Origin of the sequence: Streptomyces sp. NPDC059373 (assembly GCF_042751495.1) — a bacterium.
GTDB lineage: Bacteria > Actinomycetota > Actinomycetes > Streptomycetales > Streptomycetaceae > Actinacidiphila.
On the sequence record NZ_JBHYXC010000001.1, the window covers coordinates 648,242 to 672,390 of the forward strand.

Genomic DNA, 24,149 nt, shown 5'->3' on the forward strand with positions numbered 1-24,149 from the left:
GTTGCGCGGTTGGGCCTGCGGATGGTCGGGTAGTGAAATGCAGCGCGGTGGCGAGCTGGGCGATGGTGCGGGCGATGACCACGAGCCCGAACCTGCCCGCCCCACCGGACGCCGCCGCCGGTCATCAGCCGATCGCGAACAAACCGCAGAGAGTGGGAGCAGGGGTGGCCGAGTGGGGGTGACCTACAAGTACTTCGGTGCGCCGGACGGAGCCACCGCGGCCCGCGTACCCATCTCCATGCGCCCCGAGGAACTCGGCGGCGACGAGCTGGGCCAGGGTCTGTACACCAAGGTCAAGCCGGAAACCATGGCCGCCATGGTCCTCACCGGCATCGAGGGCATACCCCCCGCCAAGGTCCCTCCCCTCGAACTCGTCGTCCTCCACCCCGACTACGCCGTCGTCAAGCTCCCCATATCCGTCGTCGAACCCCTCCGCAAAGCCGACGAGGAATCCCTCGGCGCCGCCGCCTTCATCTGGTCCACCGTCCCCGACCGCCGCGGCCCCCGCGACGCCTTCGTCATCTACCAGATGCTCCACGAATGGCAGGACTTCGCCCAGCGCTGCCACGAGAGCGGCCACCAGCTGTACTGCCTGGTGTGGCCGTGACCTGCGGGTTCGCGGGTTGAGTTGATCGTTTAGGGGCCGTTCAAGCGGCCCTCTGAGCTGGCCTGTTCAGGCCGCCAGGGCACATTGAGGGCACATGGCCTGGGAAGTGCCTTCCGCACCCGTCAGGGCAAGGGCTTGATCGATGGCCCGCCGGGTTCGGGCGGCGCTTGCGGGCATGAGGTGGGTGTACGTCCGCAGCGTGAAGCCGGGGTCGGAGTGCCCGAGGTATTCGGCGAGCGCCTTGACCGTCTCCCCCGCGTCCAGCAGCACGGAGGCGTACGCGTGCCGAAGCGCGTGCATCCCGTCGTCGGGCGCGGCAGCGAAGTACTGCGAGCCCGAGGTACGGGGCGGGATCACCCCGGCCGCGACGAGTGCTCGTTTCCAGTCACCCTGGTTGAAGACGCTGCGGTTGTACGCCTTGCCCTTGGCGTCGGTGAACAGAAGCCGGTACGTACGCGGCTCTCCGTCCGGCGTCGCCCAGGGCAGGGTGATCGCCACGGGCGGGAACTCCTTGATGTGGACCTTCAGCTCCTTGGCGACGCCGGGTGACATCGGCACGGACCGGATCCGGTTGCCCTTGGGCAGGGCGAAGACCAGCTTGTTCTTCACGATCCGTATCTGCCGGTTGACGTGGATCTCCAACCCGGCGAAGTCGATGTCGTCCTCGGCGAAGCCGAAAAGCTCGCCTTGCCGCAGGCCACAGCCGAAACCCAACTTGCCGCCGCCCTGGAAGCGCTTGGGCAGGCCGGCGATGACCGCGTGGATGCGCTCCAGCGACCACGGCACGATCTTCTTCTTGGTCTGCGTTGGCAGCTTGACCGCGCTGGAGCGGCAGGCGTTCCGGGAGACGAGCCCGTCCTCCACGGCCGCGTCCAGGATGCTGACCAGGATGTCGTTGATCCCGTTGATGGTCGACGCCCCCAGCCCTGCCGTCTGGAGCTGCTTGACCCACGCCTGGATCAATGACGGCTTGTTGAGCGTCCGAAGCTCGCGTCGGCCGAGGTGCGGCTCGATGTGGTTGCGGATGACGCCCTCGTACCGCTGGACCGTCGTGGGCCCTGCCGTGACCGCTGAGAGCCACTGCTGGGCGTACCGCGCCAGCGTCACCCTGCCGGCCAGGGGGTCGACGTACGTGCCGCCCCGTAGCTCGTTCTCGACCTCGGCTGCCCGCGCGTCGGCCGCCGCCTTGTTCTCGTAATTCTCCTTGCGTTGCGCGCCGTTGAGGTCGCGGTAGCGCACCTGCCACCGCTTGCCGATGCCGTGGTCCGTCGTCGGAACCATCAGCCGGGTCCTGCTCTTGTGCTCGGTGCACTGCTCCTCACCAGGCTTGGGGTGGGACTTGTGCCAGCGGTCGTAGACATCAGCCACGCGAAAGGGCCTCTTTCGGTCGTCCCGCTTTTCGGCGGGCGGTTGGAAGTGCCCTGTAGGTTTGCTTGGGAATCGCGGTTTGGGCAAGCTTTATTTTTCCGATAGAAGCAGCCTTCACATCAACGGCAAGAACCCAGAAAACGCGGCCGGATTTTCGTGATATGTTCCGCCGCTCATCACAGACCGAAGCGCTCTCAAGGCCCATGTGTACGACGCCGGCCACTCGTTGAGCTGACACTTCCTAGGCTGCGCACCCCAGACAGGCCTGCGGCCCCAACGAACGCAGGGCCACTGGCATCAAGGTCAAGGGCAGCCGGAAACTCTCGTTTGGTGCGGCCGGAATTTGTCTCCACAATGCCGCTGGATGGTTCGGACCCCGCGTGGCTATGTTGGCCGTGCCCGCCCATCCACGAATCCGAAGTGGAGCAACCATGCCGCCCACCGCCCGTATATCAGCCGACACGAACCGCCGGTCCCTCGCCACCCCCGAGGAATTGTCGGCGTATCTCGGGATACCCATCGGGACCCTCTACTCCTGGAATCACCGAGGCATCGGCCCGAAGGCCACCAAGGTCGGCCGTCACCTCCGCTACCGCTGGCAGGAGGTGGACGTGTGGCTGGACGCCCAGACCGCAGACCGGGCTGCTTGAGCCCTCCCCCGAAACGAAGAACAGCCCCCGGCGCGCCAACGCCGAGGGCCAAGCGAACTCCCCTGATGAACCGCGACTAACGATCAACCACGGGGGTGTCGGGCCTGCCAGCCCGGCGCCCCCGGTCGAGGAGGTACACATGCAGCGTACGACCCCGCCCACCGGAACCGCATCCCCGAAGTCGACCTGGCCACCCGTGGCCGTCCCCGGCCAGCCCAGCGCACACCGGTCCGGCGACCACGCCAGCAACGCGCAGCCAGTCACCACGGACGCGCCTCTCGCGGTCACTGACCACCGCGTCCCCCCGACACCAACCGCGCCCGGTCACTCCGACGGGAGCGCACCGACCACCACGGTCATCCCGGCCGGTCAGCCGGACCGCGCGATTGCCGAGTCCTCGGCTAATTCGGTCACTCCCGCTGGGCTGACCGCAACTACCGACCGGGTGACCGGAAGTCCCGGTCAGTCGCCGGTCAGTGATCCGGTCACTTCCGGTGACCCAGTCGGTCCGCCCGATCATCCGGAGTCGGCGGACACCGCGATACCCGAAGGTGCTGAGTTGCTGACCGAGCTGCGGGCGGCGCTGACCCGGTACGTGATCCTGCCCAGCCGAGAGGCGGAGGTCGCGACCACGCTGTGGATAGCCGCCACCCACCTCCAGCCCGCGTGGCAGCACGCACCACGCCTGGCGGTGGTCGGTCCGGCGAAGCGGTGCGGCAAGTCCCGACTGCTGGATGTGCTGCACGACACCGTCCACGACCCCTTCATCACGGTCAACTCCACCCCGGCGGCGATCTTCCGGTCGATCACGGAGAAGCCACCGACCCTTCTGGTGGACGAGGTGGACACCATCTTCGGCTCGGCGAAGGCGGCGGAGAAGAACGAGGAGATGCGCGGCCTGCTCAACGCCGGTCACCAGCGCAACCGGCCCACCACCCGGGTGTCGGGGCCGGAGCACAAGCCGACGAAGTTTCCGACCTTCGCGATGGCGGCGCTGGCCGGGATCGGCGATCTCCCGGACACGATCATGGACCGGGCGGTGGTCGTCCGGATGCGGCGCCGGGCACCGGGCGAGGAAGTCCGGCCCTTCCGCTCGCGCTGGGACACCCCGCCCCTCCACTCCCTGCGCGACCGCATCGCGGCCTGGCTGACCCCGCTGCTGGAGGCCGCCGCCCGTATGGCGCCGCCAATGCCGGTCGACGACCGCGCGGCGGACACCTGGGAACCCCTGGTGATCGTCGCCGACCTCGCCGGAGGCGACTGGCCGCACCTGGCCCGCACCGCCTGCAAGGTGATGACCGCGCACGAGGCCGGCCAGGACGAGGAAGGCGGGATCAAGACCCGCATCCTGGCCGACATCCGGGCAGCCTTCGCCGAGGTCGGCGACCCGGTGGCGCTGCCCACCGAGCACCTGCTGATGCTCCTGTCCAGGGCGCCCGAGGGCCCGTGGACGGAGTACGGCACGAACGGCCTGACCCCGCGCGGCCTGCAACTCCTGCTCAAGGACTACGGCATCGGCTCGGCCAACATTCGCTTCGGCGACGGCAACCAGCGCAAAGGCTTCGCCCGCAACCAGTTCCTGGATGCCTGGACCCGCTACTGCCCCGAGTCCACCGCACCCGCGCCGAACGGCGGCTGACCCGCATCCACCCGTCCCACCCGTCCCCGCGCAGCTCAGCGCGGGGACGGGTCACTTGCCCGGGACGAGTCCACCCGTCCCTGCACCACCACCCGTACCTGTGCTGACCAGGCATGCAACGAGTGGGACGAGTCAGCCCCCGGCATGCCCAGACCCCGAGACTCCTCGCCTCGCACCCGCACACCCCAGTTCAGGAGCGCTACCGTGAACGACCAGCACCCCACCCCGGACATAGCCGACGCCCACACCGAGCCCGATTCCCAGTCCAGGAAGGGCATGCGCGGCAGGATCAGCCGGGCCATCAGCCGTGGAGCAAGCTGGGGCGATCGAAATACCAATGGCATTTCGATCGCGCTTGCCTCCGCCCCAGGGGTGGCGGAGGAGGCCCAGCGCCAGGGGGCGCCGGACCAGGAGGGTGCGGCCGAAGGCAGCCGCGCCCAGGAAGACCACGCGCCCGTCCCCGCTGCCGAACGCGACACCGACGCCACCTCGCCGATCGCTGAAATGATCCCTCCGGCCGAGGAGTTCGTCCCCAACGGCCCGGTCCTGGACCGGGCGCCCCTGCACATCGCGAACCCAGGCAGCGTCCCACTCAAGCCCCGCCGCTACCGCAAGCGCGTCGGCGAGACCCGCAGCAAGATCAAGAGCTCCCGCTACACGCCGTCCGACATCCCCGTCCTGGAACAGAAGGCCAAGGAGTGGAACCTCGGTGTGTGCGGGTTCATCGCCGACGCCTCGATGTCCGTGGCGTACGGCAACGCCAGCGCGGTCAACCCGCACGACCGCGCCACCCGCAGCGTGGTCGAAGCCCTGGCCCTGATGATCCGAGCCGTCAACCGCATCGGCACCAACCTCAACCAGGTCGCCCGCACCTGCAACTCCGGCCTGACCGCCGACCACGCCGACGCCGTCCTCGACGAAGTCGAGCAACTCATCACCGACGTCCGCGCCTACATCGCCCAGCAGCTCCAGGAGCAGCCCAAGTGATCCCCGACGTCTCCACCGGAGCCCACACCCGCGGCCTGCTCGCCTACCTCTACGGACCCGGCCGCCGCGACGAACACTTCGACCCGCACATCGTCGGCGCCTGGGCCATGACCGGCCTGCCCGATCCCGGCCGCGACCCCGACACCACCCTCACCGAACTCGCCGCCTACCTCGACCAGCCCGTCAAACTCCGCGCCCGCGAAACCGGCACCATGCCGCCCCAGCACGTCTGGCACTGCCCTGTCCGCACCGCACCCGGCGACCGCTACCTCTCCGACGTCGAATGGGGCGAGGTCGCCCGCCGCGTCGTGCACGCCGCCGGCATCGCCCCGGACGGCGACGAGATGGCCTGCCGCTGGATCGCCGTCAGCCACGCTGACGATCACATCCACATCGTCGCCACAACCGTCCGCGAGGACGGCCGCCGGCCCCGCAACAAACGCGACGGCATGCGCGCCCAGGCCGAATGCCGCCGCATCGAAAAGCAACTCGGCCTGCGCCAGCTCAAGCAGGGCGACTACACCGCCGCCCCCACCCCTACCAGCGCCGAGCAGGCCAAGGCCCTCCGTCGAGGCCGACCGGAAACCGCACGAGAGTGGCTGCGCGGCCACGTCCGCACCCTCGCCTCCGCCGCCCGGGACGAGGCCGAGTTCTTCTCGGTCCTCACCGCTCTCGGCATCCAGGTGAAGACCCGGATCGGCCCCGAGACCGGCGACATCATCGGATACGCCGTCGCCCAGCCCGGCGACGTCAACAACCAGGGCGAACCGGTCTGGTACAGCGGCGTCAAACTCGCCCCCGACCTGTCCATCAACCGCATCCGCGAGCGCCTCGCCGCCCAGGAGTCCCCCGACCGGCCGACCGCGTCGACGACCCGCCCAGCCAACCCGTGGCACACCGCCACCGAGACCGTCGACGGCGTTTCCGCCATCCTCAACGCCGGAGACGACGCCGCAGCCCAGGCCCAGCTCGCCGCCTTCGGCGAACTCATCGATGCCACCGCAGCCATCACCACCGGGCCCACCAAGACCGAACTACGCGCCGCAGCAAAGGTCTTCGAGCACGCCACGCGCTCAAAGATCCGCGCTGACCACGAGCACGCCGGCCACCTACGCCACGCCGCCAAGCAACTCTTCCGCACCACAGGCCCAGGCGACGGCGAAGGCATCGCGATCCTGATCTCCAGCCTCGTCCTTGTGGCTATCGCCGCCGCCAACTGGCACAACGCCCGCCTCCACGAGCAGCAGACCTCCGCCACCCACCAGGCCCTGATCCACCTGCAGGCCGCCCACGATCACGCCGCCAGCCGCCCGCTCGCCGACCTCACCCGCCGCACTCCCCCGCCCGAGATCACCCACCGCTACGAGACCGCCCTGCGCCAGGCCGTCCCCGACCAAGCCGCCCGCATCCTCGCCGACCCCACCTGGCCCGCCCTGACCACCGCGCTCTCCGACGCCGAGGACTCCGGCCACAAGCCCACCCCGCTCCTGAAGAAGGCCGCCGAACTCCAAGAACTCGACACCGCCAAGTCCCCCGCCCAGGTCATGATCTGGCGCCTCAAACTCCTCGGCCACGACCCCGCCCCCGACACTCGCGCCAAGGCCGCCCGCAGCCGCAGCACTACACATACCGAGCCCGCGCCAGCCACTACGCAGCCCCCATCGACCAAGGCGCGGGCCATTCCCCCGGGCCCGAGCCGACGTGCGCGCTGACGCAAAGGGCCGCTGGGGTCATCCACCTTTATCGGGTGGATGACCCCAGCGGCCCTTGCTCCTCTGTCTGGCCCAGAACGGCCATCCCGTCTATGCGAACAGCAGTGTGGGCTCGGCGAGGATGTCGCGGCCGAGTTCGCTCTTGTAGATCAGGTCGATGCTGCCGAAACGAGCCTCGTCATAGTCCAGGCCGAGCGCGGCCACCGCGCTTCGTACCGCCTGCTCCGAGGAGCCCTCGATTTCCAGGAAGGTCGGCAGGTCCGGCCAGGTGTCGAAGTCGTATGCGACGCCGTCGAGCTGCCACTTCTCGCGGTAGTTCTGCTGGTAACGCACCTGCCGCAGGCCCAGGGCCTTGAGCAGTTCGGCGGTGGTCTCCAGGTCGTTGACCTCGATCTCGATCTCGGTGGTCCCGTTGATGTGCGTGGCGTCGGTGACCTGCTTCAGCGTGAGGGTGGTCTTGCCGCCTTCGTCCCGCAGGCGCAGCCACTGTTCGCCCTGGACTGCGTCGTTCTCGAAGATCAGTCGGGTGAAGAGTGTCTTGGCGAAGACCTGATCCGCGCGTGCGGTACGCAACTGGTCGCGGAGCGCGTCCGCGTCGACCGCCAGGAACTTCGCCTCGTACTCGTTCTGCGCCATGGTTCTCCTCTTACTTGTAACGGTCTCAAGCGCTCAGGTCGTGGAAGTCCTGCTCGCGCATCTTCCTGATCTCGCCGCACACGTCGCTGTCTACGAACTCTTCCACTGGCAGGCACAGGTCCATCCGCTGAATGCAGACACCGACGTGGAAGGTCCCCTTCGGGTCTCGGTAGAGCCTTACGCCGTAGTAACCCTCCTGGCAGTCGGTGGCGTTGTTGAACCGGCAACCGGCGCAGGTCTCGGGCAGCCGCAGCGAGCGGATGTGCTTCACCACCAGGGGCCGGCCGTCCGGGAGCTGGTACGAGATCCGGAAGCCGGATGTGCCAGCGATGAGGCGGACTTCCTGCGGCTGGGCACCGAGTTGGCCCAGAAGCAGGTCTATCGCATCGAGGGATTCCTCGCCGTCGGCCAGCGAGGACAGGACACGTATGGACAGCTGCGGGGAGTACTTCTCCAACAGGCGATGGACACGCTGGACGTGGCTGCGATCGGGGATGACGACATTGGCCCGTACGCCCATCCCCAGCTCCATGGCGACCCGTATCGACTCCTCTAGCGCCTCGATCTTCCGTGTCGCGCGCGAGCCGGTCCTGAACCTCTCGTTCTGTACCTGGGCCAGTTCTTCGGGGGTGGTGCCGAAGATGGAGAAGTTGACGCGGTTCAGCCCGGCCTCCGCGCAGAAGGGCAGGATCCTGGCGCCGTTCTCGCTGTTGGACGTAATGCCGACCTCGTACCCGGCGGCCCTGGCCAGGTCGGTGATTTGCGGCAGCCGCGGATGCAGGGTCGGCTCGCCACCAGTCAGGTGGACTTCGTCGAAGCCGAGCGCCTCACGGAGCTGGCTGAGTGCCGAGCGGAACAATTCGTCGGGGAAGACCGGCGCAGCGACGAAGCGCGCGCCGTTCGTGGCGAGGTAGATCGAGACGCGGCCGGAGCGGCCGGCGGCACCGAAGTCCCCAGTGTTCTGCTCGTGGTTGTCGGCGGCGACGGGTGTGCCTTCGTTGTGGCAGAAGGTGCAGGTCATGCCGCAGGCGTCGATGACCTTGACGCGTAAGGTGCGGTCCATCGAGACACGGACCGGAATGGCGCTGCTGATGCCCCGCAAGGCACGGTGCTGGATCATCTGGGGCTTCTCCATCGTCTGTGGGGGCGGATCCAGGAAGCCCCCGCTTTGCCAGGGCTCAGGGCCGTCCGTGAGGGCTCACGTTCCGGAAGTCGTTGGTAGAGCGGCAGTTGATGGGGCCGATCTCGACCCGCTACACGAGGGCGCTGCTTCAGGCCGCCTGGAGCACCTCCGGATCGACGTCGCTCCACCACTCCAGGAACGACACCCTTCGCACGGGGCGGGCGGACAGCACGTAGCGCGCTTCGTCGTCGTACGTGGTGACGGCGTACAGATCACCCGCGATGAGCACCCGCAACGCGGTCTCGTGCTCGACTGCGCTGCCACACCACTCCCGCACCGGAAGGGCAGCTGAGGCATCAAGCTGCTCCGCGATACGTAGGGCCTGGCCACGCAGCCACCGGAGGGCCAGCCTTGGTGTCCTGGTCTGCCGGCACCCGAGCAGGATCGGACGCTGAGCGGTGAAGGCAGCACACTCGCACCAGTAGCCGTCGGAGTCGTTGAGCGTGGTCAGCATGCGACCGCCTCTACGCTCCAGTCGACATCTTGCTTGAGCCTGAAGTCGCACCACACCGCCTTGCCGCCTTGTCCCTCAACGACGCCCCAGCCATCGGACAGTGCCTCGACCAGCAACAGCCCCCGGCCAGAGGTGCCCTCCAACCGAGCTGCCCGCCGCACCGGCAGTCCGACACCGTGGTCTTCCACCTCCACACGCAGGAACTGGGCCCATGCGAGCAAGCGGAGGGTGAAGCCCGACTGAGAAGCCGCGTGCACGACGGCGTTGGTGCTCATCTCGCTGACGCAGAGTTGTATGTCGTCGACCCGCTCCGTGATGTTCCAGCGCGCCACGGCACCCGCAACGAACTGCCGGGCCGCAGCCACTGCCGTCGGGCAGCTGACGAAGGAACACGCTCGTCGGACCGGAGCGGCCTTCCACCATCCGCACCGTCTTGCAACATCGTCATTCGCACCGCTTCCTCCATGAGAAGCCGACGGCCTCTGCGAAGGCGTCCAAGTGGTCCCCGCCCGCGTATGTCCGAAGACTCGCTGCGAGCGCAAGATCAGGTTGGCTCGGGGGAAGGGCTACGAATAAGGCCCACGTGATTACCCAACGTGGGTAACCTTCTTGAACGCCCAGGTCACTGAACGCCGTGTCAGAAACCCTCGGAGGGAAGGGATCCGACGATGCCCGCCCCGGAACGGCCGTGCGAGCTGCCCACTGTGCTCCTGCGCGATCCAGAGATGGTGCACGCCTGCCGGATCCGGGACTTCTCCGCGATCTTCCAGCTCGTACGGCGGCGAGCAGGGATCTATCCCTCGCGCATCGCAGCTCTGTGCGGGATGACACCAAGCCGGGTCGGCGAGATCATGAGCGGCCAGCGCAAGCTGGCCCGCATCGACGTCATCGAACGCGTTGCCGATGGACTACGTATCCCGGGCGCAATGCTTGGACTCGCTCACCGCCCCTGGGAAATCCCATCCCGAGCTATGGTCACCGAGCCTGAGCCTGAGCCCTCCCCGGTCGTACGAACAGAGCAAGAGGAGGAAGGCGACCGAGGCGGCATGAAGGGCCTCGACGACATCCTGTCGCTCGTCAACGAAGACCGCGTCACGCGCCCCATGCTGACCGCGATCCAGTCGTCCATCGAGGACTACTGGCGTCGCGACGACCAGCACGGCGGAGCAGCCCTCCGCCCGGCCGTAGTCGGCCAGCTGCGCCATGTCCAACGGCTCATCATCAGCACGACCGCCGGCGACCTCAAACGCGGCCTGCAGTCCCTGGCCGCCGAGTTGGCACGGCTCGCGGGGTGGGCCTACTTCGACGCCCGCCGGTACAGCACAGCTCGGTCGTACTTCTCCCAGTCGCTCCTCCTCGCGAAAGGCATCGGCGACCGGCAGTTCATCGCCAACGTCCTGTCCTGCATGAGCCTGCTGGCCACTTACGAGGGTGGCGCCGGCGAAGCCGCTGCCCTTGCCTGCGCCGCCCAGGACACCGCCCGTGACACGGCCCCGTCCGCGCTCGTGATGTCCATGCTGCACATGCGCGAGGCCTTCGCCCTCGCGTCGCTCCGCGACGCCGCCGCTTGCTACAAGGCCATCGACAAAGCCCACCAGAACTTCGAACGGGCAGCTGGCGAAGGCCCGGCGCCTCAATGGGTGCGCTACTTCGACGAAACCAAGCTTGTCGTCGACACAGGCATCGCCCTCGCCCAACTCGGCGAACCACACAAGGCAGAACCACTCATTGCCGAGGGCTTCCGCCGCGAGAACGCTACCCAGCAGCGCGGCCGAGCCTTCCACGCCTTCTGGCTCGCCGCCACCCAGCTCCAGCAGGGCGCCCTGGACCAAGCCTGCGACACCGCCGGTCTCGCCCTGGAGCTGGCGACCAGCGTCGAATCACCCCGCGTAACAGGTCACGTCCGCGAGTTCCACGCCCGGCTTCAGCCATACGCCCGCGAGACCTCGGTGATCGCCTTCGAGGCCAAGATGCGCGAAGCCCTCTCCTAACCGGCCGTGGCCTCGTCCAGCAGCAGATAGAGCAGCCCGATGAGGGAGCCGCTGCTGACAACCTCCCGGCGGTCGATCATCCCTCGGATGTCCTTGAGCGGGATCCACTCGATCCGGTCCGACTCGTTCTTCTCCGTCGGCGGACCCACGTACGAGGCCGCGTCAGCCCGATAGACGTAATGCTCGGAGTCGGTGATGCCGTTGGCCGGCTGCCCATAGATCAACGGCTTGGCCCCCTCGACCCGCCAGCCCGTCTCCTCCTCGACCTCACGCAAGGCCGCCTGCTCCGGCGTCTCATCCGCCTCGATCAGGCCCATGGGCAACTCCCACGCCCACGTGTCCGTGATGAACCGGTGCCGCCACATCATCAGCACGCGCTTCTGGTCATCCACCACTGCGGTCACGGCCAGATGTCGCATCCGCACCACGTGGTGCTCCCAGCGCCGCCCGTCGGGCTGCTGGACATCTACCAGCCAGAGGTTGACCCAAGGGTTGCTGTAGATCTGCCGCTCACCGTGGATCTCCCACTGCATACGTCCAGCCCCTCTCAAAAGCGAGGAGTCCAGCATGCCAGCCCACAGCTCTCGTTAGGCAGCGCTGCAGCGCGAGTAACCGCTGCGGATCTCACCAACCAGGGCATCCACTCCCAAGGCGGCGTCGAGCGCCCCCAGGAAGTCCGCAGGGATAAGGCACCGAGGCACGAGGCGAACGCATTGCAACCCTTGCCGCTTAAGGCACGCGCCACCCAGCACGTGCGCGTTCGCGGCGGCTACCCGGCGAAGCCCTATCGAACGCAGCCCTCGCGACTTAGTAGGTGACGACCGCGCGGTCGGGACACGTCGACTGGGATTGCCAGCTCCCGACCCTCGCTAGAAGGCGGCCTGGTTGACCGGGCGGGGATGGATCGCTTCACCTCGGGCCTCCCACTAGGAGACAATGTGGTCGCTCACGCCCCAGGTGAGCGGCAATTGCCTCGATACTCATCCGCTTCGCCTGCCGCAGTGGCCCGTACTTCAATACCGGTCCGCCTCTCTACCGTTGCCACCGGTCGTCCGCCACTTCAGCCATCAGCCCCTGGCCTTCCGACTCCGTGCCCATGAGCAACTAGAGCAGGTCGCCGAGCAATTCGGTGTACTGCTTCCACAGAAGTTCGATCACCGGATGGGTCTCCGGAAGGGCGCGGTCATCGATGCCGCTGATGGCCCGCACTCCGATGGCGGCGTTGGTGGCGAAGGCCGCGTCGAAGTCAGCGACATCGGCCAGTTTCACCGAAGTAGAGGTGTAGTCATGGACTTGCTGAAGCAGCTCCATGGTGGTGCCGACCAGGTACTCGGCATCCGGCCAGACCACCTGATCACCCCTGATGAAGCCGATGTTCCAGGTGCCGCCCTCGGAGATGACCGACTGCCCGTCCACGAACAGCGCGTCATCGAACCCGGCACGCTGCGCGTCGCGTCGGTGCCGCAGCGAGCCGAACAGACCGATGCTCTTCACGGCCGGCGTGTCCCGGGTGTAGACGGCAGAGCGCACTCGCAGCGGCGGGAGCGGCAGATGGGCGGCCGGCCGGGTGGTCACCAGCACCTGGGGATGGGCCAGCGCCACGATGTGCCCAAGTTCCAACGCTGGGTCGAAGACCGTCACCCGGACAACGCCCGAGCTCCCGGCCACTACTGCACGGCGCGCGAACCCCCCGAACACGCTCGGGGTCGAGATCGGCATCGAAGACCGCCCGGCAGTCGCGTACTAGCCGCGCAAGGTGCAACGACAGCCCACGGACCCCGCCGTCCTCCACGCGCATCGAGGTGAAGTGTCCGTAGTTGAGGGTCAGCCGAGATACGGCCGAAAGGGATAGCAGCGCGGTTTTGAGCGGGGTTCTCCGGGGCGCCCGTATCGGCGGGTGATCACCCTGGTACGGTCCCGCGCGGAAGCGATCGTTTTCGTACCAAGGGGCGGGGACCGGCGGCGTGACCTCGATAGAATGGACCGCGTATCCGCGCTTCAAGCGGCTGATGTCGGCGCGGGAGATGCATGTCTTCTTCACCCCCAAGTCCGAGGAAGCGGCCTGGGTGCGGGAGCGGACCCGTTCCGATGAGCATCTGCTCGCCTTGGTCCTGGCGCTGAAGTGCTACCAGAAGCTGGGCTACTTCCCGAAGGCCGCCAAGGTTCCCGAGACGGTGGTCGAGCACGTTTGCGGCGCCCTGGAGCTGCCGGAGGGAACCGGGCCGTACTACGAGTCGATCAACACCGCCAAGCTGCACCGCAAGCTGGTGCGCATGCGGCAGGGCATCTCCTACGACCAGGAGCGGGCCCGTCAGATCGCCGAGGAGGCGATCCGGCGGGCGGCGCTGGTGAAGAACAACCCGCCGGACCTGATCAACGTTGCGCTGGAGGAACTGGTCCGGGCGACGTGTGAGCTGCCGGCGTTCCGCACCCTGGACGAGATGGCCGCCCGGGTCCGCCGGGAGGTGAACGAGGACATCTTCGCCACCGTCCGGTCCCGGATGACGCTGGAGGACCGGGCCCGCGTGCAAGCTCTGCTGGAGGTGGGCGGGCTGGATCGCAAGAGCGGGCTGAACCGGCTGAAGAAGCCCGCGAAGCGGCCGAGCTATCAACGAGGCGATCACCGACGTGGTCAACGCGTTCATGCGCCTGGACCTGGTCAAGGCGTGGGGCGACGGGACGAGCGTGGCGGCCGACGGCACGCAGATGGACACCTTCATCGACAACCTGCTCACCGAGACTTCGATCCGGTACGGAGGATTCGGCGGCATTGCGTACCACCACATATCGGATCAATACATCGCACTCTTCTCCAGATTCGTGCCCTGTGGCGTGTGGGAGGCCGTGTACATCATCGACGGGCTGCTGAAGAACGCCTCCGAGATGAAGCCGACACGATCCACGCCGATACGCAAGGGCAGTCGTTCCCGGTCTTCTGTCTCGCCCATTTGATGGGTTTGAGCTGATGCCGAGGATACGGAACTGGAAGGACCGCACCTTCTACCGGCCCACGGCGAGCGCCCGCTATCGGCACATCGACGTCCTGTTCGACCAGGGCGGCCGCAACGTCATCGACTGGCGGCTGATCGAGACGCACTGGCGGCGCGACCTCATGCGTGTCTCGATCGCGATCCGGGAGGGCACCCTGGCCTCGCCGCTGCTGCTGCGGCGCTTGGGCAGCGACTCCCACCGCAACCAGATCTACCGGGCCTTCCGCGAGGTGGGCCGGGCGGTCGCGACCGTACAGCTGCTGCGGTTCATCTCGGACCCGTCGCTACGCCGCCGGGTGACGGCGGCCACCAGCAAGGTCGAGTCCTTCAACAACTTCACCGACTGGCTGGCGTTCTGCAACGGCGGAGTGATCGCCGAGAACGACCCGGTGGAGCGGGAGAAAGCGGTGAAGCTGACGTCTCTACTCGCCAACTGCGTGATCTTCCATACGACCTTGGACCTGATGAACGTGGTCCGTGAGCTCCAGGCGGAGGGCTGGCAGATCACCGGGGAGGACCTGGCCGCGATCAGCCCGTACCTGACCGACCACATCATGCGGTTCGGCACCTACGCCACCACGGAACTGACCCTGCGGCCCGACGCATTCGACCCGTACCTAGACGTCGAGTTCGAAGCTGAGGAGGAACAACATGCCGCCGCGTGAGAGGTCCGCAGAGGGACCGCCAGGCTCAAGGACCCGGCACGCCCAAATGGCATCCAGGCGAATGAGCACAGAACGACGGGTCGCTCGGGCACACCTGCTGTGAGTAGGTGCTTCTCTTCCTGCTCGTGGTGGCGCACCGACTCAGTAGGGTCGGGGAATGAAAAAGCGGAAGCCACCGCGCTAATTAGCCCCTGACCCTACTGAGAGCCGAGGGGTGAAACTCCACTCGACTGCTCGGCGGCAGGGGCTAGTTGCAGGGCAATAGGCCACGCCGCCACAATGCCAGGCATGGTGATCCACGCGGGGGAGACGATAGACGGTCGCTACCGGATCTACGAGCTGCTCGGGGAGGGCGGCATGGGCCGCGTGTGGAAGGCACAGGACCAAGCCCTCGACCGCTGGGTCGCGTTGAAGGAGGTCCTCCCCAGGCGCGGGGAGGAGGGCGCCTTCGACCTGCTGATGTCGGAGGCGCGGCTGGCCGCGAGGCTGGACCACCCCAACATCGTCAAGGTGCACGACATCTTCCGGCATCAGGGCGCGCCGGTGATCGTGATGGCGTACGTGGAGGGCGACTCGCTGCGCAGCGGGATGAACGAGCACGAGGGGCTCACCGCCTACGGGCTCGCGAGGGTGGCACTGGATCTGCTAGAAGCGTTGGCGCATGCGCATGCGCGCCGGGTGGTGCACCGGGACCTGAAGCCGGAGAACATCCTCATGGACCAGCCCTCGGTCAGCCTGGCGGGTCCGGAGGACGGGCCCGAGATCCACATTGACTCGGCTAGCTGGCAGATGATGCTGGCCGAGGCGCGACAGATGCGACGGGACCGGGCCGTGATCGCCGACTTCGGCATCGCCCGGCTGAGGTCGGTCGCCCCGCCCGGCACCGACCCGACCACGACGGCCTTCGCGGGCACCCTGCCCTATGCATCGCCTGAGCAGATCCGGGGCCGCCCCGCGACACCGGCGTTCGACATGTGGGCGCTGGGCGTCATCCTGTACGAGTTGACCGAGCGGCGGCGCCCATTCAACGGCCGCGACCAGTTCGAGCTCGCGGAGCAGATCCAGTACGCCCCCGCGCCGCCCGCCGTGCGCGCGGGAGCGATGGCGGGGCTGATTCAGGATCTGCTGGAGAAGGATCCCGGCAAACGGCCGTCCGCCCACCAGGCCAGAGCCCGCGTGGAGGCCATGCTCGCGGGCGGCGTGGGCGGCCACCCGCCCACGTTGGAAGAGCCGCCCGACCGCTCAACCACCACCCTGCCGCCGACACGGTCCAGAGTCACGCAGCCACCGCCCAAGCCCCCGACCGACGAACAGCGCACGCTTTCTGCGAGGTTGCTGACATCTATCCATCAGGGGGTGTGCCTGGTCCCCGCATTCACCATGCTTGCCATCTTCATCGCCAGGCTGCCGCTGCTGCGTGCGTCCTACGGCGGCAAGGAGGTGGTGCTGGGCACGGCGCCGGGACCCGGCTGGGCGTGGCCGCTCTTCTTCTTTGTGGTGCTATCGATGGCCGTCGGCCTTGTGGGCTTGGTGCACCCCGGGTGGGGCGCGCTCGGGGCGGTGGCATGCCTTGGTCTGGGCCTTTACGCAGAGCGGTATGCGGCGGACAAGGTGGGCCTCCATGACTCCAGCTACGTGGTCGAACTTTGGCCGCTGAAGATCTTGGGCGTCTTGTTGGCAGCGCTATTATTCCTCGGGACGGCTCGTGCCATTGGAGCCGGCGAACCCGAATCTCGAACGTGAGCTGATCGTGCGAGGGCACTGCAGTCGGCTACGCGCCTCGGGTGGCCAGCCCGTCGCTCCTGCGGGTGACCGCTCATCAGAACGCCCTCGCCGTCGATTCCAAGCGTCCAGCATGGGCGGAAGACCGATGACGATGAGCGCACCGTCATGGCGGTCGGCGCCGTGCTCCGTGCCTCCGGCGCCAGGGACTCCGCAGAGGCACCCTGGTTCGACAGTCTGCGCACACGACTGGGTGTGATCGATTGCCTTCGGGTGCCGTTAACGAACGTGTCACCAGCCCCAAATGACCATGTTCTGGTGAGCGCGCTCTGCGCTGATCTCAAACGTTGTCGTGGGCGCGCTCGAGGACTCGGTACACCGTCGCGCGGCTGACGCTGAACAGCTCGGCGAGGTCGGCGATGGTGTGCTCGCCGGAGGCGTGCTCCTTGACGAGGTGGGCCTGCTGGCGGGCCGTCAGCTTGGGCTGCTTGCCCTTCAGCTTCCCCTTCGCCCTGGCGACGGCCATGCCCTCGCGAGTGCGCATCCGCAGCAGGTCGACCTCGAACTCGGCGAAGGTGGCCAGGATGTTGAAGAACATCTTGCCCATCGGGTCGACCGGGTCGTAGAGGGTGCCGCCCAGCGACAGCTTGACGCCGCGAGCAGTGAGGGAGTCACCGATGTCGCGGGCGTCGGGCACGGAGCGGGCGAGGCGGTCGAGCTTGGAGACAACGAGAGTGTCGCCAGCACGTACGGCGGCCAGCGCCTGGTCGAGCCCGGGCCGGTCGCGGTTGGTGCCGGTGAGTCCGTGGTCGAGGTAGATGCGGTCCTCCGCAACGCCGAGGCCGAGCAGGATGCCACGCTGGGCGGTGAGGTCCTGCTCGTCGAGACTGCAGCGAGCGTAGCCGATGGAATCGTTCACGGCCCCGAGTGTACGGATAGCCCCCGCTGACCGTACAGATCACCGGACACCCTAAATGAGACGGCGATCTCGCAGGTCGCGGTCCCCCGCCGCTCAAGATCGCGCCTGTTCGTTGGCGGATCCCCTAACGAACACCACCCTCAGGCAGGGCCCCTTCAAGCCTGGCCAGTGCCTGGGCTGCCCAAGCACGGTTGCCGTTGTCCAGTGTGGTGTCTTCGGCGAGGCGGGCCAGCAGGGCGGCGCCGCCCTCCCGGTGCCCCTCCATCACGGCCATATCCCGAGCTGCCCAAGCACGGTTGCCGTTGTCCAGTGTGGTGTCTTCGGCGAGGCGGGCCAGCAGAGCGGCGCCGCCCTCCCGGTGCCCCTCCACCTGGGCCAGGTACCCAGCCGCTCGCACACGGCAGGGGCCGCTCAGTGTGGTGTCTCCGGCGAGGCGGGCCAGCAGAACGGCAGCATCCTCCTCCTGCCCCTCCATCTGGGCCAGCTCCCGAGCCGCTCGCAAGCGCTCGGGACCGCTCAGTGTAGTGTCTTCGGCGAGGCGGGCCAGCAGAGCGGCGCCGCCCTCCCGCTGCCCCTCCATCCGGGCCAGGTACCCAGCCGCCGACACCGCGGCGGACAGGTGCCTGATGCCGGCCACCGAGGCCCGGCCATGCGTGTCTTCGGCGAGGCGGGCCAGCAGAGCGGCAGCACCCTCCTCCTGCCCCGCCATCTGGGCCAGCTCCCGAGCCGCGTGCAAGTGCTCGTGACCGCTCAGTGTGGTGTCTTCGGCGAGGCGGGCCAGCAGAGCGGCGCGGATTTCCCGGTACCCGTGCATCCAGTTCAGATCGGTTAACCTCAAGCGCTCGTGACCGCTCAGTGTGGTGTCTTCGGCGAGGCGGGCCAGCAGAGCGGCAGCATCCTCCTCCTGCCCCGCCATCTGGGCCATATCCCGAGCTGCCATCCCTCTGGTGTAACCATCCAGTCTGGTGTCTTCGGCGAAACGGGCCAGCAGAGCGGCGCCGCCCTCCCGGTGCCCCTCCATCCGGGCCAGGTACCCAGCCGCCGACACCCGGGCTTGAACATGCAAGGTGGTGTCTTCGGCGAGGCGGGCCAGCAGAGTGGCACCGGCCTCCCCGTGGCCCTCCACCTCAGCCAGGTACCCAGCCGCCGACACCCGGTCGCTGCTGTCCAGGGTGACGTGGTTAGCGAGGCGGGCCAGCAGAGTGGCCCCGGCCTCCCGGTGCCCCCCCACCTCGGCCAGGCCTCTAGCCGCCACCATGCGGTCTCGACCATGCAAGGTGGTGTCTTCGGCGAGGCGGACCAGTTGGCTGGCGGTAGTGTCTGGCAGGTTGGTCCTCATGCGAACCTGCGCCGCTAGGAAATCGCATGCCTCGTGTCTCTTGTGTGTAGCGAGTTCTTCAATGCGCCGGGCGGTCTCGGTAGCGTTGCGGTCTTTCGGGACGAGGAGTCCGTCGAGGAGGAAGCCCAGGTAGGACGAGTTCAGCATCAGGTCCCGCCAGTGGTGACGGGGATGTGTTTCCCCACTACTAAACATCTCTCGGAGCAGTTGAGCGCGTGCCTGTTCATTGCGGGTGGCGTGACGCGCCGCGTGGTACTCCAGGTGGGTTTGGTGGAGGAAGTCGAAGTCGTCCGCGTGCTGGACCAGCAGGCCGGTGGGCCGCAGGAGGTCGCTCAGGAAGGAATTCCAGAGCTGCTCTCTCACCTTCTCGGGACGGTTGACGTGCAGGTGTGAGGCCAGTATCTCGACGGCGGGGGCGGTGTTGCGGCCGATCCTCTCGTAGGCGAGGTGGTTGATCAGCTCCAGTAGGCGGTCGCGTACCTGTTCGGCGGCCTGTTCGGCGGCCTGGTTGTCACTGGGCACCTGGTGGCGGTCTTTCAGACGGCGGATCACCTCGTCATGGGTCGCCGCGACGCGCTTGTGGGTGTTCTGTTCGTAGACCAGCTCGACGAACGACTGGTAGGCCCCGGTACGGCCGTCGGGCAGGGGACGGGCGGGATCGGCCGCGTAGAGCTGGCACAGCATGAAGGCCATCAGCGGGGTGCGGGCCAGGACATCCAAGCGGGAGCGCTTGAGCCCGGTCATGAATGTCTTGGCATGGCGGCCGGGGTCGTCCAAGACTTGGAACCAGTGCGTGGCGTAGGTGTGCAGATCATCGTGGGAGAAGGGCTGTAGTTCGTAGCTCGGCACGTCCCGGCCCAGTGCGCCGAGTTCTGTTGCGGGCAGGGGGCGGGTCGCTACGACGAACCGGTACAGTCCCGCCCCGGCCGCGGCAGCGCAGGCGAGCATCGTCACAACAGCGCTGCGGGTATTGGCATTGGGGATCTCGTCGAGGCCGTCGACCAGCACCAGCCAGGACACCCCGGCGCGTGGCGGGCGGCGGAAGAAGTCGACTGGTAGCTCGTCGAGCAGCCCGACCTGCCGCAGGTCGCCGGTGACGGTTTTGGCCAGGGCCGTGGGCAGCGGGTCCGTGCCGGTCAGGGCGGCTGCGCTCACCATGACCGGGATCGTCGTGCCGGTCGTGCCGCCCAGCCAGCTGTCGGCGGAGTTGGCCAGGTGAGCGCGCAGCAGCGTGGACTTGCCGCCGCCGGGGCCGCCCAGCAGTACGCACATGGCCCGGTCTTCTTCGAAGACCTCGGTGGCGGGCACCGCGGGGGCGGCTTGGTTCCCGCGCGCCGTGGCGTTGCTCGGGCTCGGGCTGTCCTGGTTGTCCGCTGCCGGGGCATGAGCCTGCTGGCGCACGTAGACATCGGCAAGGGCCGGCGGATTCGGGGTGCCCGGGACGCCTGGATAGGGGTGTTGTCTGGCGGCGTCACGTACTGCGGCCAGGTACGCGGTTACCAGTGGCGCGTTGGCTGGTGGATCGGTGCGTGGCCGGGTGTCTTGGGCGTGCTCCCAGTGCGCTTTCCATAGTTCCTCGGTGCTCTTCCATCGGGCTGTTGCCTGGCCGCGAGCGGGGCCTTCGAGGGTGTCTGGTGACGGCTGTCCGGACCACTCCAGCAGTATCTGGACCAGGGCCCACAGGGATCGGAAGTCTTTTGCCGGGCTGCCCGCTTCGAACCAGCTGCCCACCGTGGTGGGCCCGAGCTTTGCCAGCCCGGCCTGCGCCAGCCGGCGGTTTGCCTCGTCGATCGCCACTGTGCGGTTTCTGCCCGGAAGCGCCGTCTCCGCCAGGTCCCGCAGTGCCTTGCGCAGCGCCTGCCGTCCCGCGCTGAGGTTCGTCTTCTTGCTCACCGCAGTCCTTCCCCGGCGCCCCGGATCCGGCGGATCCGCTCAGGGCCGGACCGGATACGCGTTTGACCTGCCCTTTTGTCGGTGTCGTCCGGTCGGTCCGGCAGGTCTTCGCCGCTCTGGGCCGCTGTTGTGGGATGGCCCTCGTGCCGTTCGTCGGACGGCGGCACGGAGGGAGGGACTGCCATGGACGTCACCGCCTGGGCCCTGGTGCCCGTGGCCGGCATGCTGGTCGCGGCCACCGCGGCCGTGCTGATCGTCGTTGTCGCGCTGAAAGACACCGCCTCGCGGGACCGCGCCACGGTCCTGAGGGCCGTGGCCGAGGTGATTCTCGCCGTGCGTGGCCGCAGGTGACGGACCGCCAGCGGCCCTCGCGGCGCCGGCCGTGTCCGCGTCACCGGACTTCCCCGGCCGGTGCGCGGGTGCCGATGTCCAGCCGGGTGCCCAGGTCGAGGCGCACCTCGCCGTAGGGGCGGACATGGGACCAGAACAGCGGGGTAAGGCCGCGCCGGTCGGCCGTGCCGAGCAGGGCGGACCACTGAGATTCAGCGAGGACGTCCTGGAGCATCAGGGTGTTGACGTACACCAGGGACGCCTGGAGGATCCGCAGGCACAGGGCGGCCATCTCGACCTCCTCGCGGTTGTTCGTGGAGATCTCGCCGCCCTTGCCGTAGTAGATCACCGCGTTGGCGCGGTTCCAGGCCTCCACCACGTTCAGGCCCTCCTCGATCTCGCGCTGCAGGTCGCGGTCGCGCAGGTAGCGGGCGACGAAGCGGGTGCGCTGGGCGCGGCCGATCTCCAGCATGGCCTGGTAGGCGGGGTGGGAGGCGGCGCGGGTGAAGCGGGACAGGATTGCCTCGGTGGAGGCGGTGCCGGTGCGGATCGCGGCGGCGTACTTGATGGCCTGGTCGTAGTTGTTCTCGATCACCTCCCAGCGGATCGGCCGGGTCATGGCGGCGTGCAGGTTCGGGTAGGCGCCCGCCTCCCCGGCCGCCGGCCGGTACAGGCGCACGTGGTTGATCTGCTTGATCCGCGGCAGCAGTTCGATGTTCAGCAACCTGGTCACGCCGAACCCGATCTCCGACTGGCCGTGCGAGTCGGTGTAGTTGCCCTCCAGGCTCATCGTGGTGCCGTGCCGGATCGCGCCCTCCACCATCGCCGCCACCTCGGAGGCGGAGGCCTTGAGCGTCTGGCAGTGCACCACCACCGAACCCCGGTCCACGTGCCAGTACACCAAGATCCCCCTCCCGCTGTAGCGCGAGTGCCACTCGGTGAACAGGTTCTGGTCCCAGCTGCGGAAGTGCGTCGAGTCCGAGGCCACCGCAGTGGAGCCCTGGCCCCACAGGCCCACCGCGCGCGCGGCGAACGTCGCGTTGGCGATCTCGTTGGCGATCAGCTGGGCCGCCTCCAGCGTGAGGTAGCGGCGGCGCGCGTAGCGCACCTCCTCCTCGCTGTGGGCGCTGCCCGCGCCGATGACCTGACGGATCCCGGTGTTCGTGCCGTAGGCGTAGATCGCCAGCATGAGGCGCTCGGCCAGCACCTCCGCGTTCAGCGTCCCGCCCCCGGACAGGGCGGCGACGTTGCGCAGGCAGCCCGTCCGCAGGATCGACTCCTTGAGGATGTCGATCAGCGGGACCGCCTGCCAGCGCCTGCCCACCTCGGCCTTGACCTTCCGCAGGTTCTTCGGCTCTTCCTGGACCTCGGGGGCGGTGAAGCGGATCGCGCCCGCCTTGCGCTCCTTGATCTCCACCCAGTCCAACTCGCCGATGCTGTTGTTGAGCGCCGTGAGCTCCGCGGTCATCTCCTCGCGCAGCTGGTCCACGAAATCCCGCGGGTTCAGCGGCTTGCGCAGCTCGCCGTAGTGCTCGGTGCGGCGGGCCGCGAAATCCTTCGGCAGATCCTCGTCCGGGTTGCGCCAGCGCCCCGAGCCGACCACCCAGACCTCCTTGCAGCGCAGCTGCTCGCGCAGCACCTGGAAGGTCGCGACCTCGAACACCATCCGCACCACCCGCCGCCGCCCCCGGGTGTCCTCCTTGAAGATCAGGTCCGCCCACTGCCCGGACGAGCCCCGGTGCTCGGGGACCTGCTCTGCGAGCGGGTAGTAGGTGGTGTTCCCCGCCTTCGCATGCCGCTTGATCAGCGCGAGTGCGTCGATGACGGGCTGGTGGGCCACGTTGTTCGAGCGGAACCCCAGCACGTCCAGCAGCTCGATCATCCCGCGCCGGTAGTGGTTGGTGTACGAGGCCCGCAGTGTGGTCTGCACCGTCCTGCGGTACACCGGCCCCTTCGTCTTGAACTCGTGGACCAGTTCGCGAAGGGTCTGCTCGCCGCCGCGGACCGCGGGGAAGACGACTTGGCGGACCTCCTCGTCCGGGCGGGCGATGGACGCCTCGGCGATCTGGAAGAGGATGTTCTCCTTGCCGGTGACCTTCTTGAACGCGTTGATCAGCTGGTCGGTGACCTTCTTCTCCGCCCGCGCGCCGATCCGGTGCACGGTGGCGATCAGCAGGTCCACCAGCGTGTCGGTGACCTCCCGCTCCAGCTCCACCAGCAGCGCGGCCAGCAGCGTCAACCGCGCCTGCGGTGCCCGCCGACGCAGGTGGGACGGCGACTCCACCACCGCCTGCTGCCGCCAGGTGGCCAGCACCTTCGGCGCAGTGTCCGCGAACACCCCGGCGGGCAGGCCCACTGCGCGGATCGCCTGCAGCTTGCGGATCTCCCGCAGCATCGACTCCAGGCTCACGTTCCCCGGCATCGACTTGACCAGCGCCAGCACCGACTCGTCGTCCCCGCTCTCCTCGTCCTCGGGTGCCGCGACCGGTTCAGCCCCATCCAGGCCATCCCCGGCCAGCGCCAGCACGCGGCCCCGGACCGGCTGCGGGACGCGGTCCCACACTGTGCGGAACCAGGCCTCCTCCGCGTTGTGCAGCGCCGAGCGCACCATCCGCGCCACCCGGTCCGGGGCGGGCGGCTCGATGGACTCCTCCCGCAACCCCTTCAACAGTTCATCGCGGACCCGGTCCGAGTTGCGTTCCGCGTGCGCGACGTTCGCGGCAAGCCACACCGTCGCCTTGTCCGCGTCCGCTACCGAGCACTCACGAAACCCCAGGTGAGCACGTATCTGGCCGCGGTGCCGCTCTACCGTGCGGCCCGTCCATTCGTACAGGCTGAACTCCGCACCGGACACCTTGATCTGACGGGCGACGAACTCCACCGCCTCGTCCGCGAACTCCGCCCGGCCTCGCGGGAACCGGCCGTAGCGTGTGTAGAACTTCAACAACAACGCGAACCCGAGCCGTTGCGGACCGCCGCGCTTGTCCAGCACCAGGTCCCGCTCATCGTCGAGCACCGTCCAGTGCTCGACCAACTCGTCCATGCCCACCGGCTCACGACTCAT

Annotated in this window: 20 protein-coding genes; 10 read left to right on the top strand and 10 right to left on the bottom strand. The window is 68.1% G+C overall.

What is annotated here, in order from left to right:
• Positions 1–37 precede the first annotated feature (37 nt).
• The gene (locus tag ACFXJ5_RS03060) at positions 38–607 is read left to right on the top strand and encodes a hypothetical protein (protein ID WP_240677229.1); all 570 of its coding nucleotides are present in this window, start codon (positions 38–40) and stop codon (positions 605–607) included.
• A 66-nt stretch (positions 608–673) separates the two neighbouring features.
• On the opposite strand, the gene ACFXJ5_RS03065 is transcribed toward ACFXJ5_RS03060, so the two are convergent.
• On the bottom strand, positions 674–1,975 hold the full coding sequence (locus ACFXJ5_RS03065) for a tyrosine-type recombinase/integrase (RefSeq protein ID WP_384625959.1): 1,302 nt from the start codon (positions 1,973–1,975) through the stop codon (positions 674–676).
• A 431-nt stretch (positions 1,976–2,406) separates the two neighbouring features.
• Here ACFXJ5_RS03065 and ACFXJ5_RS03070 point away from each other — a divergent pair, with 431 nt between their 5' ends.
• The 4 genes from ACFXJ5_RS03070 (at position 2,407) to ACFXJ5_RS03085 (ending at position 6,963) form a co-directional block, all read left to right on the top strand.
• Entirely contained in the window at positions 2,407–2,625 is a 219-nt protein-coding gene (locus tag ACFXJ5_RS03070) for a helix-turn-helix transcriptional regulator (protein ID WP_384625961.1), read from the top strand.
• Positions 2,626–2,764: 139 nt separating this feature from the next.
• Entirely contained in the window at positions 2,765–4,264 is a 1,500-nt protein-coding gene (locus tag ACFXJ5_RS03075; RefSeq protein WP_384625964.1) for a DUF3631 domain-containing protein, read from the top strand.
• A gap of 204 nt (positions 4,265–4,468) precedes the next feature.
• On the top strand, positions 4,469–5,251 hold the full coding sequence (gene mobC / locus ACFXJ5_RS03080) for a plasmid mobilization relaxosome protein MobC (protein WP_384625967.1): 783 nt from the start codon (positions 4,469–4,471) through the stop codon (positions 5,249–5,251).
• Positions 5,248–6,963: a relaxase/mobilization nuclease domain-containing protein gene (locus ACFXJ5_RS03085; protein WP_384625969.1), complete on the top strand. Its 1,716-nt coding sequence runs from the start codon at positions 5,248–5,250 to the stop codon at positions 6,961–6,963. The genes mobC and ACFXJ5_RS03085 overlap by 4 nt, the downstream gene beginning before the upstream one ends.
• A 90-nt stretch (positions 6,964–7,053) precedes the next feature.
• On the opposite strand, the gene ACFXJ5_RS03090 is transcribed toward ACFXJ5_RS03085, so the two are convergent.
• The 4 genes from ACFXJ5_RS03090 to ACFXJ5_RS03105 form a co-directional block, all read right to left on the bottom strand.
• Positions 7,054–7,599 (bottom strand): class IV adenylate cyclase, encoded by a 546-nt coding sequence (locus ACFXJ5_RS03090; protein ID WP_384625972.1) that lies wholly within the window; start codon positions 7,597–7,599, stop codon positions 7,054–7,056.
• A gap of 25 nt (positions 7,600–7,624) precedes the next feature.
• Entirely contained in the window at positions 7,625–8,719 is a 1,095-nt protein-coding gene (locus tag ACFXJ5_RS03095) for a radical SAM protein (protein WP_384625973.1), read from the bottom strand.
• 151 nt (positions 8,720–8,870) lie between these two features.
• Positions 8,871–9,236, bottom strand: coding sequence for a hypothetical protein (locus ACFXJ5_RS03100; protein ID WP_384625976.1), 366 nt, complete (start codon positions 9,234–9,236; stop codon positions 8,871–8,873).
• A complete protein-coding gene (locus ACFXJ5_RS03105) occupies positions 9,230–9,601 on the bottom strand; it encodes an ATP-binding protein (protein ID WP_384625979.1) in 372 nt (123 codons plus the stop codon). Before ACFXJ5_RS03105 ends, ACFXJ5_RS03100 begins: the two co-directional genes overlap by 7 nt.
• Before the next feature lie 303 nt (positions 9,602–9,904).
• Here ACFXJ5_RS03105 and ACFXJ5_RS03110 point away from each other — a divergent pair, with 303 nt between their 5' ends.
• A complete protein-coding gene (locus tag ACFXJ5_RS03110) occupies positions 9,905–11,227 on the top strand; it encodes a helix-turn-helix domain-containing protein (RefSeq protein ID WP_384625981.1) in 1,323 nt (440 codons plus the stop codon).
• On the opposite strand, the gene ACFXJ5_RS03115 is transcribed toward ACFXJ5_RS03110, so the two are convergent.
• Together ACFXJ5_RS03115 and ACFXJ5_RS03120 are read right to left on the bottom strand one after the other, a co-directional pair.
• Complete coding sequence (locus tag ACFXJ5_RS03115) at positions 11,224–11,760, bottom strand: NUDIX hydrolase (RefSeq protein WP_384625983.1); 537 nt, start codon at positions 11,758–11,760, stop codon at positions 11,224–11,226. The genes ACFXJ5_RS03110 and ACFXJ5_RS03115 overlap by 4 nt on opposite strands.
• Positions 11,761–12,331: 571 nt before the next feature.
• Positions 12,332–12,868 (bottom strand): aminotransferase class IV, encoded by a 537-nt coding sequence (locus ACFXJ5_RS03120; RefSeq protein ID WP_384625985.1) that lies wholly within the window; start codon positions 12,866–12,868, stop codon positions 12,332–12,334.
• Positions 12,869–13,191: 323 nt separating this feature from the next.
• On the opposite strand from ACFXJ5_RS03120, the gene ACFXJ5_RS41240 reads away from it, so the two are divergent.
• From ACFXJ5_RS41240 to ACFXJ5_RS03140, 3 genes are all read left to right on the top strand, one after another.
• On the top strand, positions 13,192–14,193 hold the full coding sequence (locus ACFXJ5_RS41240; protein WP_459253978.1) for a DUF4158 domain-containing protein: 1,002 nt from the start codon (positions 13,192–13,194) through the stop codon (positions 14,191–14,193).
• Positions 14,193–14,882 (top strand): Tn3 family transposase, encoded by a 690-nt coding sequence (locus ACFXJ5_RS03135; protein WP_384625987.1) that lies wholly within the window; start codon positions 14,193–14,195, stop codon positions 14,880–14,882. Before ACFXJ5_RS41240 ends, ACFXJ5_RS03135 begins: the two co-directional genes overlap by 1 nt.
• Before the next feature lie 288 nt (positions 14,883–15,170).
• Complete coding sequence (locus ACFXJ5_RS03140; RefSeq protein WP_384625990.1) at positions 15,171–16,625, top strand: serine/threonine-protein kinase; 1,455 nt, start codon at positions 15,171–15,173, stop codon at positions 16,623–16,625.
• A gap of 319 nt (positions 16,626–16,944) precedes the next feature.
• Here the strand turns inward: ACFXJ5_RS03140 and ACFXJ5_RS03145 are convergent, their stop codons facing one another.
• Together ACFXJ5_RS03145 and ACFXJ5_RS03150 are read right to left on the bottom strand one after the other, a co-directional pair.
• The gene (locus ACFXJ5_RS03145; protein ID WP_384625993.1) at positions 16,945–17,523 is read right to left on the bottom strand and encodes a recombinase family protein; all 579 of its coding nucleotides are present in this window, start codon (positions 17,521–17,523) and stop codon (positions 16,945–16,947) included.
• Between the two features lie 124 nt (positions 17,524–17,647).
• Positions 17,648–20,755, bottom strand: a complete 3,108-nt coding sequence (locus ACFXJ5_RS03150) for an NACHT domain-containing protein (RefSeq protein ID WP_384625996.1) — start codon at positions 20,753–20,755, stop codon at positions 17,648–17,650.
• A gap of 183 nt (positions 20,756–20,938) precedes the next feature.
• On the opposite strand from ACFXJ5_RS03150, the gene ACFXJ5_RS03155 reads away from it, so the two are divergent.
• A complete protein-coding gene (locus ACFXJ5_RS03155; protein WP_384625997.1) occupies positions 20,939–21,106 on the top strand; it encodes a hypothetical protein in 168 nt (55 codons plus the stop codon).
• A 40-nt stretch (positions 21,107–21,146) separates the two neighbouring features.
• Here ACFXJ5_RS03155 and ACFXJ5_RS03160 read toward each other — a convergent pair whose 3' ends face one another.
• On the bottom strand, positions 21,147–24,149 hold the full coding sequence (locus ACFXJ5_RS03160) for a Tn3 family transposase (RefSeq protein WP_384625999.1): 3,003 nt from the start codon (positions 24,147–24,149) through the stop codon (positions 21,147–21,149).

What these genes read in the sequence shown, in the direction of transcription:
- ACFXJ5_RS03060 (WP_240677229.1), top strand. Translation starts at nt 38, where the DNA reads ATGCAGCGCGGTGGCGAGCTGGGCGATGGTGCGGGCGATGACCACGAG.
- ACFXJ5_RS03070 (WP_384625961.1), top strand. Translation starts at nt 2,407, where the DNA reads ATGCCGCCCACCGCCCGTATATCAGCCGACACGAACCGCCGGTCCCTC.
- ACFXJ5_RS03075 (WP_384625964.1), top strand. Translation starts at nt 2,765, where the DNA reads ATGCAGCGTACGACCCCGCCCACCGGAACCGCATCCCCGAAGTCGACC.
- ACFXJ5_RS03090 (WP_384625972.1), bottom strand. Translation starts at nt 7,599, where the DNA reads ATGGCGCAGAACGAGTACGAGGCGAAGTTCCTGGCGGTCGACGCGGAC.
- ACFXJ5_RS03095 (WP_384625973.1), bottom strand. Translation starts at nt 8,719, where the DNA reads ATGATCCAGCACCGTGCCTTGCGGGGCATCAGCAGCGCCATTCCGGTC.
- ACFXJ5_RS03100 (WP_384625976.1), bottom strand. Translation starts at nt 9,236, where the DNA reads ATGCTGACCACGCTCAACGACTCCGACGGCTACTGGTGCGAGTGTGCT.
- ACFXJ5_RS03110 (WP_384625981.1), top strand. Translation starts at nt 9,905, where the DNA reads ATGCCCGCCCCGGAACGGCCGTGCGAGCTGCCCACTGTGCTCCTGCGC.
- ACFXJ5_RS03115 (WP_384625983.1), bottom strand. Translation starts at nt 11,760, where the DNA reads ATGCAGTGGGAGATCCACGGTGAGCGGCAGATCTACAGCAACCCTTGG.
- ACFXJ5_RS03135 (WP_384625987.1), top strand. Translation starts at nt 14,193, where the DNA reads ATGCCGAGGATACGGAACTGGAAGGACCGCACCTTCTACCGGCCCACG.
- ACFXJ5_RS03140 (WP_384625990.1), top strand. Translation starts at nt 15,171, where the DNA reads ATGGTGATCCACGCGGGGGAGACGATAGACGGTCGCTACCGGATCTAC.
- ACFXJ5_RS03155 (WP_384625997.1), top strand. Translation starts at nt 20,939, where the DNA reads ATGGACGTCACCGCCTGGGCCCTGGTGCCCGTGGCCGGCATGCTGGTC.
- ACFXJ5_RS03160 (WP_384625999.1), bottom strand. Translation starts at nt 24,149, where the DNA reads ATGAGTCGTGAGCCGGTGGGCATGGACGAGTTGGTCGAGCACTGGACG.